A 14,703-nucleotide genomic window follows, 5' to 3' on the forward strand; every position below is an offset into this window, starting at 1 on the left:
ATGAACGCCGCGGCCGCCACCGACCATCCGCTCGAAGCGCTGGAACGGGCGCTGGACGCCGAGCGCAGGGCCCTGCTGGAGAACGATGTCGATGCCCTCCTGGCATCGACGGCCGACAAGCTCAGCGCCCTGCGGCGCGCCGAGTCGGCGCAGCCCGGGGTGATCGCTGCCGAGCGCCTGGAGGCGTTGCGCCTGCAGAACCAGGCCAATGGCGTGCTGCTGTCGCGGCGCCGGCGCGAGGTGGGTTGGGCGCTGCGCCATATCGGCCGCGTCGAATCCACCGGCGTGTACGATTCGCGTGGACAGCCCGGCGCCAGACCCCAGGCGCGCTGTCTGGGAGTGGGATGAGCGCACAGGGTAACGACAGGAAAGACGGCGACACCGCACCGTCCGGCGACGGCGACATCCACTGGGCGTTCCGCACATCGGAGAATGCCGTGATCCTGCTCGACGGCGAGCGTCGGATTCTCCATGCCAATCCGTCCGCCCGGGCGCTGGCCGAGCGCGCACTGCCGGGCCAGGGCGCCGAGGAGCTGCTCGCGCTGCTGCCCGCGGGCGCCTGGGAACGGGCGCGCGACAGCGGCCGCTGGGCGGGCGAGGTCACCGTGCCGTCGGGCATCGTGCTGGAGATCGTGGTGCGCAACGGCCAGGGGATGGGCGACGGCATCGACCGCAACCTCGTGACCGTCGACGACGTCACCCAGCGCAACGCGCGCCAGGCGGAACTGCAGCAGCGCCACGACGAACTGCAGGCCGCGCACCACCGGCTCGCCGGTGCCCAGGAACAATTGCTGCAGTCGGAGAAGATGGCCTCCATCGGCCTGCTCGCCGCCGGAGTCGCGCACGAGATCAACAACCCGATCGGCTACGTGCACTCCAACCTGGGCACGCTGCACGAGTACATCGGTGCGCTGTTCGCGCTGATCGAGCGCCAGGACGCGGCGCTGCAGTCGCCGGATCCGGCGTCCGAGCGCGAAGACGTGCGTGTCCAGCGCGAGCGCCTGGACATCGATTTCATCCTCGGCGACCTGCCGAAGCTGATGGCCGAATCGCGCGAGGGGATCGAGCGCGTGACCAAGATCGTGCAGGACCTGAAGGAGTTCTCCTACCTCGGCCGCGGCGACCCGATGCGCCCGTCTGACCTGCACAAGGGCCTCGAGTCCACCCTCAACATCGTCTGGAACGACCTCAAGTACAAGGTGCGGGTGGAGAAGCACTACGGCGAACTGCCGCTGGTCGAATGCCACCTGTCGGAGATCAACCAGGTGCTGATGGGCCTGCTGATCAATGCCGGCCAGTCGATCGACAATCGCGGCACCATCGTCATCGCCACCGGCGCCGAGGATGGCGAGGCCTGGATCAGCATCGCCGACAACGGCTGCGGGATCCCCGCCGAGGCGCTGCCGCGCATCTTCGACCCGTTCTACACCAGCAAGCCGATCGGACGCGGCACCGGCCTGGGCCTGGCCATCGCCTACCGCATCGTGTCCAAGCACCACGGCCGCATCGAGGTCACCAGCGAGGTGGGCGTCGGCAGCACGTTCCGCGTGGTGCTGCCGGTGGTGCAGCCGGCCGCCGCCGACACGCAGGATCAATAGCCGGGATAGGCGCCGTCGGCGTGCCGCTCGTGCGAGCGGAAGGCGGCCTCGATGTGGCCGCGCAGTTCGTCGTCGTTCCAGGGCTTGGTCAGGAAGCGGTAGATCGCGCCGCGATTGATCGCCTCGGTGATCGTGGCCAGGTCGGTGTAGCCCGACAGCACCATGCGCACGGTATCCGGGTACAGGTCGCGCACCTTGGCCAGGAACTCGGTGCCGCTCATGTCGGGCATGCGCTGGTCGGAGACGATGACCTGCACGCTGTTGCTGGCCAGCAGGTCGAAGGCCTCGCGCACGCTGTTGGCGGTCAGCACCTTGTAGCCGTCGCGGCGGAACAGCCGTACCAGCGAGCGCAGCACGTTGTCCTCGTCGTCGAGCAGCAGCAGGGTGCGCTCGGGGTGGGTGTCGGCGAACGCCGAGGGCAGCAGGAACCGGCGCTGCACCAGCGGATCGAGCACTTCCGCGGGAAGCGGCGGGCTGAACAGGTGGCCGAGGAAGAAGTCGCAGTGGTTGCGGCGCAGGAAGCCCAGTTCGGCCTCGGTCTCCACGCCCTTGGCGGTGAGCTTCATGCCCAGGCGATGGCCCATGGCGATGATGCCGCGCACGATCGCGGCGCTGCGCGGGTCGCTGGCGACGTTGCGGATGAAGCTGCGCCCGATCTGCAGCCGGTCCAGCGGGTACTGCGCCAGCGCCGCGAAGCTCAGGCCGCCCTTGCCGAAGTCCTGCACCGTCAGCGTGGCGCCCAGGGCGCGCAGCCCGCTGAGCGTGTCGTGGATGCGATGGGCATCCAGCGCCAGCGCGCTTTCCGGCAGTTCGAACTCCAGCGAGGCCGCCCGCAACTGGTGCCGGTGCAGGCGTTCGCCGATGGTGTCGAGGCAGTCGGCGCGCGCCAGCAGCATGCCGTCGAGGTGCACCGACAAGGCCAGGTAGTCGAGGCCGCGCTCGCGCCAGGCGACCAGCTGTTGCATCGCCGCGTCGATCACCCACAGCCCCAGCCGGCTCGACAGCCCGGCGCGCTCGACCCTGCCCAGGAAGCGGTTCGGCCGCAACAGGCCGTTGTGGCTCGAGTCCCAGCGCAGCAGCGCGCTGAAGCCGATCAGCCCGCCGTCCTGGGCCGCGACCTGCGGCTGGAAGTACAGGCGCATCTCGCCATTGTCGAGCGCCTCGACGAAACGGTCGGCGAAGCCGCCCTCGGACGCGGCCTTGGCCGGCGTCGCCGAATACAGGCCGACGTTGTTGTGGCCGGCGCGCTTGCTCTCGCGCAGAGCGCGCTCGGCGCTGGCCAGCAGCGCCGCGGCGTCGGCGCAGTGGTCGGGAAACACCGCGATGCCGATCGAGACCGTCACCGGCAGCGTGAACGGGGGGATCGACAGCGGCCCCTCCAGCGCATCGCGGAACAGTTCGGCCAGCGCCTCGCCGTTCGGCTCGCCTTCGCGATAGGCGATGCAGGCGATGAACTCGTCGCTGGACAGGCGCCACAGCGAGGCCGCCTGCGGCATCGCCTTGCGCAGCCGTTGCGCGACCGCAGCCAGCACCTGGTCGCCGACCGCCTCGCTCATGTTGACGTTGACCAGCTGCAGCATGTCGATATCGACGTGCAGCAGGGCCACGCTGCGGCGGCTGGCGCGTGCCGCGGCCAGTACAGCCGGGAGGCTGGGTCCGCCGGCGCCGAGCCGGTACAGCGAGGTCACCTGATCGACCGGGACGCCGCTGGGTTCGTGATAGCCGACATTCATGGTGGAAGGGTATCCCGTCGATGCGGCCGCTTATCGCGTCGCGTCGTGCGCGTGCGCCCTATCGCGACCCCGGTCCCGTATTCGCCTTGCTGCGCGGTCGATCGGGAGGCGCATGCCGGTGATCGGGATGGCGTGGACCGTTCTGCCGGACGTCAGTCGGAAACGGCGGAGGGTGAGCGTCGTGTCCGCCTTCGTCGGCCCCGGCGGCGGCGTCCAGCGCTGCCCAGCCGGTGCAAGTTGCACTATATTGGTGCAATGTCGCCGCCGCTCGTCTTCGATCCCGCCCTCGACGCACTGGTCACGCCGGTGCTGCGGGCCGACCGCCACGGCCGGGTCACGCTCTGCAACCAGGCGTTCGCACGCTGGCTGGGGGTCAGCCAGAAACGGCTGCCCGACCAGCCGCTGGTGGCGCTGGAGGCCGAGGGCGACAGCCTGCGCCAGGCGCTGCAGGTGATGGACGACGCCGACGGGCCGCGCCGGTTGCGCCGGGTGGCGCTGGCGTTCCTCGGCGGCGAACCGCGCTTCGCCGACGTCTGGCTGACCCGCGAGGCCGACGGCGGCACCCTGCTCGAGGCGCATCCGGTCGACGAGTTCCCCGGCGAGGATCCGACGCGGGCGCTGCCGCTGGCGCTGTCGGCCGCGCTCAAGGGCTTGGCGCACGAGCTGCGCAATCCGCTGGCCGGCCTCAAGGGGGCGGCGCAGCTGCTCGGGCGTCGCGCCGCCGATCCGGACTCGCGCGAGCTGGTCGCGCTGATCGGCGCCGAGGTGCAGCGGCTGACCCAGCTCGTGGACCAGCTGATGTCGCCGGCGCCGCCGCAGCCGCACCAGCCGCTCAATATCCACGGCGTACTCGAGCAGGTGGTGCGGCTGGCCGAACAGGAAGCCGGCTGGGCCGTGCGCCTGGTGCGCGACTACGACCCCAGCCTGCCGCCGCTGCACGGCGACCCGGACCGCCTCACCCAGGCGGTCTGGAACCTGGTGCGCAATGCAATCCAGGCCGGCGCGGCCAACGTCAGCCTGCGCACGCGCGCCGAGTTCGGGGTGCGCATCGGCGAGCAGGTGCATCCGCTGGCGCTGCGCATGGAGATCGGCGACGACGGTCGCGGCGTGCCCGAGGCGCTGGCCGAACAGATCTTCCTGCCGCTGGTGTCGGGACGCGCCGACGGCAGCGGCCTGGGCCTGGCGATGGCGCAGCAGGTGGCGCGCGAACATCGCGGTTCGCTGGCCTATCGCTCGCGGCCGGGCCATACCGTGTTCACGCTGCTGCTGCCGCTCTCCGAAGACGATGGCCATGCCGCAGCCGGCCCTGCCGCGACGGAGACGACGCCATGAGGAGGATCGATGTCGGATGAGGGTGCTTCGGTGTGGGTGGTCGACGACGACCGCTCGGTGCGCTTCGTGCTCGCGACCGCGCTCAGCGACGCGGGCTACCAGGTCTCGGGCTTCGATTCGGCGCAGGCCGCGCTCGACGCGCTCAGGTCGCGGCCGGCGCCGCAGCTGCTGTTCACCGACGTGCGCATGCCCGGCGACGACGGCCTGCAGTTGCTGGAGAAGATCAAGCAGGCGCATCCCCAGTTGCCGGTGGTGGTGATGTCGGCCTACACCGACGTGGCCAGCACCGCCGGTGCGTTCCGCGGCGGCGCGCACGAATTCCTGTCCAAGCCCTTCGACCTCGACGAGGCGGTGGAACTGGCCGCGCGGGTGCTCGGCGAACGCGCGGAGGCGGGCGCGGAAGCCGCGCCGGAGGTCGAGCCGGCGGGCGACGTGCTGGTCGGCGATTCGCCGGCGATGCGCCAGCTGTTCCGTGCGATCGGGCGCCTGGCGCAGGCGCCGCTGACGGTGCTGATCACCGGCGAGACCGGTACCGGCAAGGAACTGGTGGCGCGCGCGCTGCATCGCGAATCGCCGCGCGCGCGGCAGCCGTTCGTCGCCCTCAACACCGCCGCGATCCCGGCCGAACTGCTGGAAAGCGAACTGTTCGGGCACGAGGCCGGCGCGTTCACCGGCGCGGCCCGTCGCCATATCGGCCGCTTCGAGCAGGCCCACGGCGGCACCCTGTTCCTCGACGAGATCGGCGACATGCCGGCCTCGCTGCAGACCCGGCTGCTGCGGGTGCTGGCCGAGGGCGAGTTCTTCCGCGTCGGCGGGCGCGAGCTGATCCGGGTCGACGTGCGCGTGATCGCCGCCACCCACCAGGACCTGGAAACGCTGGTCCAGGAAGGCCGCTTCCGCGCCGACCTGCTGCACCGGCTGGACGTGGTGCGCCTGCGCCTGCCGCCGCTGCGCGAGCGCCGCGGCGACGTGCCGGCCCTCGCGGAGCGCTTCCTGCACGAGGCCGCGGAGAAGTTCGTCGCGCCGCCCAAGCGTTTCGGCAAGGCCGCGCTCGAGCGCCTGCTGCAGCACGGCTGGCCGGGCAACGTACGCGAGCTCGAAAACCTGTGCTGGCGGCTCGCCGCGCTGGCGCCGGCCGACACCATCACCAGCTCCGACCTCGACGGCATGCTGCAGGCCGGCGACCAGGCCAGCGCCGACTGGGACGGCGTGCTCAAGGCCTGGGCGCGCGAACAGCTGGCCGCCGGCACGGCCGATCTGCACGCCCGCGCCCGCGAGCGCTTCGACCACGCCCTGCTGGAGGCCGCACTGGAGCACACCGGCGGCCGCCGCACCGAAGCCGCGACCCGGCTCGGGCTCGGCCGCAACACCGTCACCCGCAAGCTCGGTGCCAGCCGGCGGCCGCGCCGCGGCTGAGCGACGCCCCTTCACCGTGCCCGGATAAGCGCAGCGCACCCGGGTCTGCAATCCGGCCCGGTGCGTCGTGACGTCGCCCGGACACAGACATAACGGATCGTGACCGGGGGACGGCATCGACCTTCCCGCGTAGCCCGGGTAAGCGAAGCGCACCCGGGACGGGCGGCAGCTCCCGGGTGCGCTTCGCTTACCCGGGCTACGCCACCGCCCGTCCACACGTGCGACCATCGCAACCCGATCAGGCCCGCATGTCCGCAAATGCGCCGTGCGTCCGCGACCACGGGCACTCGTAGAGAAACCTGCATCCAGCCAAACCGTCGCCACGCCGCGCGCCTTGGCCGGCCTCGGATTCCCGGCTACGCTCGAACGCCCACGCATTGCGTGCCCGACGCCGCGAAATCCGCGCGTCCCGGGCCGACCGACGCCCCCATGCCCGACACCATCCACGCGACGTCCGCTCGATCCCTTTCCGCCGCGCTCGCGATGGCCGCTGCGCTGCTGCTGTCCGCGTGCGCGTCCGCGCCGCGCTCCGCGGCGGGGCCCACGCCTGCGTCGGCCCCGCCGCCGCCACGCCAGATCGCGCAGACCGGCACCGTGTCCAGGGCGGTCGCGAACCTCGCCTCGGCTTCCGGCAGCCTGGTCAGCGGGCGCATGCTGCTCACCCAGGCCGAGGAGGGAGTGCGCGTGCGCGGCCAGGTCGGGGGGCTGGTGCGCAACGGCGCGCACGGGCTGCAGGTGCACGAACGCGGCGACTGCAGCGCGGTCGATGCGCGCAGCGCCGGCCGCTACCACGATCCGATGGCCGGTGCGCGCCAGGATGGCGCGGTCGGCGCCGCGCCCGGGCGCATCGTCGCCGGCCCCGACGGCGTGGCCACGGTCGACCTGCTGGTGCGCGGCGCGGTGCTCGGCGGCGGTGCCGACAACGACATCCTGCGCCGCTCGCTGCTGGTGCTCGGCGCCACCCCGGGCGCGATCAGCGCGCGCGTGGCCTGCGGCGTCATCACCGCGGGTGAATGACGCGGCGACTAGGCTGCGGACCCTCCACCCCCCCGAGGAGACGCATCCCATGCGCAAGGCACCGTTGCTGATCCTGCCCGCCGTCCTGTGGCTTGCAGCCTGCCAGCCGCAGGTCCCGGCCGAGGACGCCACCGCGTCGCCCGAACCGGCCGTGCCGATGGCCGAGGGCGTCGAGGCCACCGACACCACCGCGCCCGGCGAGATCCACAACATCGTCTCGACCACCGCCACCGCCACGCTCGCGCCGACCGAGGGCAACGAGGTCGCCGGACGCCTGCAGTTCGCCATCGTCGACGGCGGCATCCGCGTCACCGGCGAGGTCACCGGCCTCGCGCCCGGGAGCGAGCATGGCTTCCACGTCCATGAAACCGGCGATTGCAGCGCACCGGACGGCAGCAGCGCCGGCGGCCACTTCAACCCGGCCTCCACCGCGCACGGCCGCGTCGGCGAAGGCGAGCACCATGCCGGGGACAGCGACAACATCGTCGCCAACGACCAGGGCGTGGCCACGGTCGACACCCTGTTGCGCGGCGCGACCCTCGGCGACGGCGAGTCCACCGAGGTCATCGGCCGTGGCGTGATCGTGCATGCCGATCCCGACGACTACGCCACCCAGCCCACCGGCAACGCCGGCGCGCGCCTGGCCTGCGGCGTGATCGTCGGGACCTGACGCGACCGGGCGATTCGCTTCCGTAGCAGCGCTTCGGACGCGCCGTCCCCGTTCGCCGGACCGCATGGCCGGCCCTGTCGCGGCTGAAGCCGCTCCTACAGGTCGACGGCGTCCACGTCGGCGGCGGCATCGACGAAGGTGACGTCGATGCCGTGCGCGCCCAGCACGGCGGCGAACTGCCGCTGGCGCGCCTCGAACCCGGCGAACAGCCGCCGCAGCCGGTCCTCGTCGTCGCTGCCGGGGCAATGGCGCGCGCGCCATGCCGCGGGCGCGAACAGCGCCATCCGCACTTCGCCAGCGGCATAGCGCGCGAGCGGCTCGGGTGGCGCGTCGAGGATCGCCTCACGCTGCGGCGAGAGCAGCGCGGTCTCGATCAGCGGCCATAGCGGGGCGAGCCCCAGGTGCTCGTACTGCAGCGCGACCATCGCCGCGAGGTCGTGCACGGTCAGGCAGCGCGCATGCTCGATCCGCGCACCGAACGCGTCCTGCAGCAGCAGCGCGGTGTCGGCTTGCGCCATGCCGCTGTCCAGCAGCCGCGCCTCGAACGCCTCGCCCACGGCCTGCGCCACGTCGGGATCGCCGTGCAGCAGGAACGGCAGCACCCGCAGGCTGCCCCCGCGCAGGGTCGGATCGGCGACCAGCGGCAGCGGGATGGCGCCCATGGCGTCGGCGCCGAAGGCGATCAGGCGCGGTGTAGCATCGCCACCGGGCGCGCGCTGCCGCAGTTCGAGCAAGCGCCGATGCAACGGCCAGCCCGGGCGCAGCGCCTCGGCCGGATCGAAGTGCGCCGCGGCCAGGCACAGGTCGAGCGCACGGACCTGCGGTTCCAGCGTGGCGAGGTCGCGGCCCAGCAACGCCACCAAGCGGGCGGCGTCGGCCTGGGGCAGTGCATCGCGCGCAGGCGCGCTGCCCGGCGAGAGTTCCAGCGCGAGCACGCCGGCGACGTTGCCCGCGGGCGGCGCCGCGGCGGTGTGATGCTCGTTCATCGGGCCATTCGCAGCGGTACGTTAGACTCGCGATTATGCCCGTCGTGCGTGACGGGTCCGCTCCGAACGAGGTTCCCGCGATGCTGCAAGGTCGTCCCGTCGCCGTGCTGGGTGGCGTCCGCATTCCGTTCTGCCGCCAGAACACCGCCTATTCGGACGTGGGCAACCTCGGCATGTCGGTGCGCACCCTCGGCGCCCTGGTCGAGAAGTTCGGCCTGCACGGGCAGCAGCTCGGCGAAGTGGCGATGGGCGCGGTGATCAAGCACAGCAGCGACTGGAACCTGGGCCGCGAGGCCGCGCTGTCCTCCGGGCTGTCCGCGCTCACCCCGGGCATCACCCTGCAGCGCGCCTGCGGCACCTCGCTCGACAGCATCAACCTGATCGCGACCAAGATCGCCACCGGCCAGATCGAGTGCGGCATCGGCGGCGGCTCGGACACCACCTCCGACGTGCCGATCGTCTACGGCAAGTCGCTGCGCCGGCGCCTGCTCGCCGCCAACGCGGCGAAGACCACGAAGGACAAGATCGCTGCGTTCAAGGGCTTCCGCCTGCGCGAACTGAAGCCCGACTTCCCCGGCGTGGCCGAGCCGCGCACCGGCAAGTCGATGGGCGAGCATTGCGAGGACATGGCCAAGGAATGGGCCATCTCGCGCGATTCGCAGGACGAACTGGCGGTGGCGTCGCACCACAAGCTGGCCGCGGCCTACGAGCGCGGCTTCTTCGACGACCTGGTGGTGAGCTTCCGCGGCGTCGCGCGCGACAACATCCTGCGGCCCGACACCTCGCTCGAGAAGCTGGCCACGCTCAAGCCCGCGTTCGACAAGACCTCCGGCCGCGGCACCCTGACCGCGGCGAACTCCACCCCGCTCACCGACGGCGCCGCCGCCTGCCTGCTGGCGAGCGAGGACTGGGCGGCCGCGCACGGGCACGAGGTGCTGTGCCGGATCCGCGACGTGCAGGTGGCCGCGGTCGACTTCGTGCACGGCGAGGGCCTGCTGATGGCACCGACCGTGGCGGTGGCCGAGATGCTCGCGCGCAACCATCTCACGCTGCAGGACTTCGACTTCTACGAGATCCACGAGGCCTTCGCCGCGCAGGTGCTGTGCACCCTGCGCGCGTGGGAGAGCGAGGACTACTGCCGCAGCCGCCTGCACCTGGACGCGCCGCTGGGCCGGATCGACCCGGCGAGGATCAACCCGCTCGGCTCCTCGCTCGCCACCGGCCATCCGTTCGCCGCCACCGGCGCGCGCATCGTCGCCACCGCGGCCAGGCAGCTGAAGGAACGTGGCGGCGGCCGTGCGCTGATCTCGATCTGCACCGCCGGCGGCATGGGCGTGGTGGCGATCCTGGAGCGCTGAACGATGCGCGCGGACAGGTTGTTCGGCGCAGTGTCCGTTGCCGCCATCCTGGCGCTGGCCGTGCCGCGCGCGGAGGCGCTCACGATCCTGACGCAGGAATTCACCTGCCCGATCGGTGGTGAGGTGTTCTCGCAGTCGATGGCGGGATCGGGCACCCAGTTCGGCCAGGATTTCGACTTGCGGCCCTACGGCCCCACGGCGGCACCCTGGCCGCTCCCGGTCTGTCCCGGCAACGGATTCGTGATGTTCAAGGACGAGTTCTCTGCCGGCGAACTGCAACGGTTGGCCGCCTACGTCGAAGGCGCGCGATACCGCGGGATGGTCGCCGAGGACGAGGCCTCGTACTTCCGGGCTGCGGCATTGATGGAGCGACTCGGCATGCCGGTCGCGGAACGGGCCGATGCGCTGCTCAAGGCGACATGGCAGGCGGGCACGGACGCCGCGCGCTACCGGCGCTATGCCGCCGCCGCACTTGCCGCGCACGAACAGTCTTGCGGACAGTCGCAGGCCGACGGGCCCGGTGAGGAAGGCCTGCAGTGCCGGATGCTGATCGGCGAACTGCAGCGGCGCCTGGGACGTTTCGATGCTGCCGCGGCGACGTTCGCGCGGGCACGCATCGCCCACGCAGCCATCGACTTCGAGTCTGAGTGGTTGCGCGGCTATCTCCTGCATGTCCTCGATGCGCAGGATGCCCTGGTCGCCGCGCGCTCGACCGCATCGTCGCGCCTGCCGCCGGACGTCGTGGAGTCGTTGCGCCCGCTGCGTTGAAGTCGCGCCGCAGCCCGGCGCGCTCCGAATGTCGTGCCGGCTGCTCGGCATGTAGGCCGCGACCGGGACGGCGCCGGTAGAATATCGCCATGTCCCTCCTCCAGATCCAGCGGGTCGACTTCAGCGTCGGCGGTCCGCTCCTGCTCGAACACGTCGACTTGGCCATCGAACCCGGCGAACGTGTCTGCATCGTCGGCCGCAACGGCGCCGGCAAGTCCACGCTGATGCGATTGATGGCCGGCGAACTACGCCCCGACGACGGCGAGATCCGGGTGCAGGGCGGGGTGGTGGTCGCGCGCATGGCGCAGGAAGTGCCGCAGGACACGCAGGGCACGGTGTTCGACGTGGTAGCACTCGGCCTGGGCGATCTCGGCCGACTGCTCGCGCGCTATCACCATGCGCTGCACGACGGCGACATGGCGGCGATGGGCGAGGCGCAGGCGCAGATCGAGGCGCAGCACGGCTGGGACCTGGACAGCCGGGTGCAGCAGGTGCTGGCGCGGCTGGAACTGCCGGAGGAGACCGACTTCGGCGCGCTGTCGGGTGGCATGAAGCGCCGCGTGCTGCTGGCGCAGGCGCTGGTGCGCAACCCCGACATCCTGCTGCTGGACGAGCCCACCAACCACCTCGACATCGAGGCGATCGCCTGGCTCGAGGGCTTCCTCAAGTCGTTCGGCGGCAGCATCGTCTTCGTCACCCACGACCGCAGCTTCCTGCGCGCGCTGGCCACGCGCATCGTCGAGATCGACCGCGGCCGCGTCACCAGCTGGCCGGGCGACTACGACAACTACCTGCGCCGGCGCGAGGAGCGGTTGCACGCCGAGGCACAGGAGAACGCGCGCTTCGACAAGCTGCTGGCGCAGGAGGAAGTCTGGATCCGCCAGGGCATCAAGGCGCGCCGCACCCGCAACGAGGGCCGCGTGACCGCGCTCAAGGCGATGCGCCGCGAGCGCGCGCAGCGGCGCGAACTGGCCGGCAACGTGAAGATGGAGGTCGCCAGTGCGCGCAACTCCGGCAAGAAGGTGATCGAGGCCAGCCACGTCACCCAGGCCTACGACGGGCGCGTGCTGCTGGACGATGTTTCCACCACCATCCTGCGCGGCGACCGCATCGGCATCATCGGCCCGAACGGCTCCGGCAAGTCGACGCTGCTCAAGATCCTGCTGGGCGAACTGGTGCCGCAGCAGGGTGAGGTGAAGCTGGGCACGGGCCTGCAGATCGCCTATTTCGACCAGCATCGCAGCCAGCTCGACGACAGCCGCAATGCGCTGGAGAACGTCGCCGAAGGCCGGGACTTCATCGAGGTCAACGGCAGCCGCAGGCACGTGGTGGGCTACCTGCAGGATTTCCTGTTCACGCCCGAGCGCGCACGCGCGCCGATCACGCGGCTGTCGGGCGGCGAGCGCAACCGGCTGCTGCTGGCGCGCCTGTTCGCGCAGCCGTCGAACCTGCTGGTGATGGACGAGCCGACCAACGACCTCGACGTCGAAACGCTGGAACTGCTCGAGGAACTGCTCGGCGACTATCCGGGCACCCTGCTGCTGGTCAGCCACGACCGCGATTTCCTCGACAACGTGGTGACCAGCGCGCTGGTGCTGGAGGGCGAAGGGCGGCTGGGCGAGTATGTCGGCGGCTACTCGGACTGGCTCCGACAGCGGCCGTCGGCTGCGACGCAGGCCGTGGCCGCGGCCACGACAGTCGAGGCGTCGGCCGTAGCGTCCACGCCATCCGCCGCGGCGACCCCGCCAAAACGCAAGCTCGGCTACAAGCAGGCGCGCGAACTCGAACAGCTCCCGGCGCGCATCGAACAGCTCGAAACCGACATCGCAGCGCGCACCGCGGCGATGGCCCAGCCCGCGTTCTTCCAGCAGGAAGGTGGCGCGATCACCGCCGCCAACCTCGCGCTGGCGCAACTGCAGGCCGAGCTCGAGGCCGCCTACGCGCGCTGGGCGGAACTCGAGGCAAGCTGAGGTGGTGCCGGCCGCATCATTCGCGTAGCCCGGATAAGCGCAACGCATCCGGGGCTCCGCGGACTCCCCGGATGCGCTGCGCTTATCCGGGCTACGAAGCTGCAGTCCGAACTCGAGGCTGCCTACGCGCGCTGGGCGGAACTCGAGGCAAGCTGAGGTGGTGCCGGCCGCATCATTCGCGTAGCCCGGATAAGCGCAAGCGCATCCGGGGCTCCGCGGACTCCCCGGATGCGCTGCGCTTATCCGGGCTACGAAGCTGCAGTCCGAACTCGAGGCTGCCTACGCGCGCTGGGCGGAGCTCGAGGCAAGCTGAGGTGGTGCCGGCCGCATCGTTCGCGTAGCCCGGATAAGCGCAGCGCATCCGGGATCCTCGCGGCCTACCCGGATGCGCTGCGCTTTCCCGGGCGACGGTATACGGCGGCCTCCGCCGCTACGAGGGGGACGCGTCGAACAGCGCGACCGCGATGGCCGCGGCGCTCGCCGCCAGCAATCCGATCATGATGCGCATGCCGAACGCCCTGCCGCCGCTGACGAAGGCGACCACCGATTTGGCGATCGAGCTGGCGGCGATCAGTCCGACCACCGCCCACTGCGCCTGGCGTGCGTCGATGGTGCCGTCGCGGAACAGCGTGGCCACGGTCGCGGTGGCGGCCTGCAGCTCCGCGAGCGCGGTCAGGAACGCCGTGGCCAGCGCCGCATTCGGCCCCAGCCAGTGCCCGGCGACGTGGGAGACCACCAGCACGCCGGCGATGAGCGCGGCCAGGCCGATCGCGTGGCCGATGCGGAACATGCGCGTTTCGGCGGAGGGCGGCGGCGCTTCGGTCCGGCCGTTGCGGCGGACGCCGAGCAGCGCACCGACGAGCAGCACCGCGGCGGTTGCGGCCAGGACCAGGGCGACGACCGGGAGCAGCGCGGGGGCGACCGCGAGCAGGATCGGCACGAACAGGCTGAGCGAGGCGAGGTTGGCCAGCAACGTCGCGCCGATCGCCGCATGCAGCTGCGCCGGTTCGGCCTTCGCGCGCTGGCCGAAGCCGGCGGTGGCCGCTGTGGAGGAGACGTAGCCGGAGAAGAACCCCGACAGCAGCAGGCCCCAGCGGCTGCCGATGACGCGCAGCGCGACATGGCCGAGCGCGCCGACCGCCATCACCAGCACCACCAGCTTCCAGACCGTGGCCAGGTTGAGCGCGCCATAGGGACCGATCGGCTCGTCCGGCAACAGCGGCAGCACGATCAGCGCGAACGCGAGCAGCACCAGGCCGTCGGCGATCTCCCGGTTGCTGATCACCTCGCGGCTGAAGTGGTGCAGGCGCGCCTTGGCCTGGATCAGGATCGCGACCAGCACCGCCAGCATGCCCGCGGCGCCCGGTTCGTGCATCGCCAGGCCGCCGAGCAGGCAACTGCACAGCAGCGCGACCTCGGCGGTGATGCCGGTATCGGTCTGGCTGGTGCGTAGGTAGCTCAGCGCGGTGAAGATGCCCGCGAGCAACAGGACGGCAATGAAGGCAGGCAGCCCGATCCACAGTGCGATCGCCCCCGCCAGCGCCACCAGCGTGTGCGTGCGCAGACCCGCGGCGATCGCCGGGTCGTCCTCCTTGCGGCGTTCGTAGAGCAGGCCGATCAGCAGGCCCGCGCCGAGCGCGGTGGTCAGGGACAGCAGCGGCAGGTCGGCGGCATCGGGCATCGCGGCACTATGCCACGCGAGTTCGCGGCATCCGGGTGGCGTCGCGTCGCGGGCGCGCTGACGCACGGTGGCCCGGCGCGGCCACGGTTGCGGTGCACGCCTCCCGATTCATCGCTGCCCGCCGTTCTGCGATGAGGAACCTGCGATGAGGCACGTGCCAGCGGGAGACGCGCC

12 protein-coding genes are annotated in these 14,703 nt (G+C 71.6%); 9 read left to right on the top strand and 3 right to left on the bottom strand.

What is annotated here, in order from left to right; translation table 11 throughout:
- The gene (locus JMO03_RS12010) at window positions 1–348 is read left to right on the top strand and encodes a flagellar protein FlgN (RefSeq protein ID WP_202843616.1); all 348 of its coding nucleotides are present in this window, start codon (window positions 1–3) and stop codon (window positions 346–348) included.
- Window positions 345–1,598, top strand: a complete 1,254-nt coding sequence (locus JMO03_RS12015) for an ATP-binding protein (protein WP_202843617.1) — start codon at window positions 345–347, stop codon at window positions 1,596–1,598. Before JMO03_RS12010 ends, JMO03_RS12015 begins: the two co-directional genes overlap by 4 nt.
- Here the strand turns inward: JMO03_RS12015 and JMO03_RS12020 are convergent.
- Entirely contained in the window at window positions 1,592–3,331 is a 1,740-nt protein-coding gene (locus JMO03_RS12020; RefSeq protein ID WP_202843618.1) for an EAL domain-containing protein, read from the bottom strand. The two genes, JMO03_RS12015 and JMO03_RS12020, sit on opposite strands and share 7 nt — an antisense overlap.
- A 255-nt stretch (window positions 3,332–3,586) precedes the next feature.
- On the opposite strand from JMO03_RS12020, the gene JMO03_RS12025 reads away from it, so the two are divergent.
- From JMO03_RS12025 to JMO03_RS12040, 4 genes are all read left to right on the top strand, one after another.
- Window positions 3,587–4,663 carry a two-component system sensor histidine kinase NtrB gene (locus JMO03_RS12025; protein ID WP_202843619.1) on the top strand — a complete coding sequence of 359 codons (1,077 nt, stop codon included), beginning with the start codon at window positions 3,587–3,589 and terminating at the stop codon, window positions 4,661–4,663.
- Between the two features lie 9 nt (window positions 4,664–4,672).
- A complete protein-coding gene (gene ntrC, locus JMO03_RS12030; RefSeq protein ID WP_202843621.1) occupies window positions 4,673–6,079 on the top strand; it encodes a nitrogen regulation protein NR(I) in 1,407 nt (468 codons plus the stop codon).
- Between the two features lie 429 nt (window positions 6,080–6,508).
- On the top strand, window positions 6,509–7,096 hold the full coding sequence (locus JMO03_RS12035) for a superoxide dismutase family protein (protein ID WP_202843623.1): 588 nt from the start codon (window positions 6,509–6,511) through the stop codon (window positions 7,094–7,096).
- 49 nt (window positions 7,097–7,145) lie between these two features.
- On the top strand, window positions 7,146–7,766 hold the full coding sequence (locus tag JMO03_RS12040; RefSeq protein ID WP_202843625.1) for a superoxide dismutase family protein: 621 nt from the start codon (window positions 7,146–7,148) through the stop codon (window positions 7,764–7,766).
- A 95-nt stretch (window positions 7,767–7,861) separates the two neighbouring features.
- On the opposite strand, the gene JMO03_RS12045 is transcribed toward JMO03_RS12040, so the two are convergent.
- Window positions 7,862–8,752 carry a hypothetical protein gene (locus tag JMO03_RS12045; protein WP_202843627.1) on the bottom strand — a complete coding sequence of 297 codons (891 nt, stop codon included), beginning with the start codon at window positions 8,750–8,752 and terminating at the stop codon, window positions 7,862–7,864.
- Window positions 8,753–8,832: 80 nt separating this feature from the next.
- Here JMO03_RS12045 and JMO03_RS12050 point away from each other — a divergent pair, with 80 nt between their 5' ends.
- The 3 genes from JMO03_RS12050 to JMO03_RS12060 all read left to right on the top strand — a co-directional run bounded on the left by JMO03_RS12050 (window position 8,833) and on the right by JMO03_RS12060 (window position 12,848).
- On the top strand, window positions 8,833–10,110 hold the full coding sequence (locus JMO03_RS12050; protein WP_202843874.1) for an acetyl-CoA C-acetyltransferase: 1,278 nt from the start codon (window positions 8,833–8,835) through the stop codon (window positions 10,108–10,110).
- A gap of 3 nt (window positions 10,111–10,113) precedes the next feature.
- Complete coding sequence (locus JMO03_RS12055) at window positions 10,114–10,878, top strand: hypothetical protein (RefSeq protein ID WP_202843629.1); 765 nt, start codon at window positions 10,114–10,116, stop codon at window positions 10,876–10,878.
- Between the two features lie 89 nt (window positions 10,879–10,967).
- Window positions 10,968–12,848: an ATP-binding cassette domain-containing protein gene (locus JMO03_RS12060; protein WP_202843630.1), complete on the top strand. Its 1,881-nt coding sequence runs from the start codon at window positions 10,968–10,970 to the stop codon at window positions 12,846–12,848.
- A 430-nt stretch (window positions 12,849–13,278) separates the two neighbouring features.
- Here JMO03_RS12060 and JMO03_RS12065 read toward each other — a convergent pair whose 3' ends face one another.
- Entirely contained in the window at window positions 13,279–14,529 is a 1,251-nt protein-coding gene (locus JMO03_RS12065) for an MgtC/SapB family protein (RefSeq protein WP_202843631.1), read from the bottom strand.
- Window positions 14,530–14,703: the final 174 nt, after the last annotated feature.

It is taken from the genome of Luteimonas saliphila, from assembly GCF_016774335.1.
Lineage (GTDB): Bacteria > Pseudomonadota > Gammaproteobacteria > Xanthomonadales > Xanthomonadaceae > Luteimonas > Luteimonas saliphila.